The organism is Nocardioides sp. CPCC 206348, from assembly GCF_048654705.1.
Classification (GTDB): Bacteria; Actinomycetota; Actinomycetes; order Propionibacteriales; family Nocardioidaceae; genus Nocardioides.
The window spans coordinates 47,309-47,831 of sequence record NZ_JBMCZA010000241.1 but is presented as its reverse complement, the minus strand read 5'-3'; the positions used below and the strand labels follow the sequence as shown (position 1 = coordinate 47,831).

Sequence of the window (523 nt, the reverse complement as noted above, 5' to 3'; positions counted from 1 at the left end):
GTGGTGAGCATGCCCGGCCCGCACCCGACGTCCAGGACGCTTCCGGTGGGGGCGACACCTGCCAGGCCCAGGTCGGCGAAGGGTGGGCCCAGCGGGCTGGAGAACCTGCCCATGAACCGGGCGTAGGCGGTGGCGGAGACCGCGAAGAGGGCCATCCGTCGATGATCGGACGATCGGCGGTGGGTGTCCACCGGTCATGCCCTGCGCAGGTTGATTGATATCAATCAACCTGGCGGGATGGGTCCGATAGCGTCCGCCCGTGGGCAACGGATGGTTGGTCGGGCGAGGGATCGCCGACGTGACGGGCGAGCCGTGGGGCGTCGCGATGATGGGCTACGGAATGCCCGACCAGCGCAGCAACGGGATCCTCTCGCGGCAGTACGCCCGCGCGTTCGTGCTCGATGACGGCACCCGGCGGGTGGCCTTCGTCGTCGCCGACATCGGCATGTTCTTCCAGGCGGGCGTCGCTGCCGTCCACGAGCGACTGCGCGAGCGGTTCGGCGACACCTACGGCCCGGGCAAC

General features: G+C 69.8%; 1 protein-coding gene and 1 pseudogene. One reads left to right on the top strand and one right to left on the bottom strand.

The annotated features are described in order from the left end of the window. A pseudogene (locus ACOADB_RS28280) lies at positions 1 to 113 on the bottom strand (SAM-dependent methyltransferase); the annotation flags it as partial. Positions 114 to 259: 146 nt separating this feature from the next. Here ACOADB_RS28280 and ACOADB_RS28275 point away from each other — a divergent pair. Then, on the top strand, positions 260 to 523 hold a 264-nt coding region (locus ACOADB_RS28275), incomplete at its 3' end, for a neutral/alkaline non-lysosomal ceramidase N-terminal domain-containing protein (protein ID WP_378607046.1).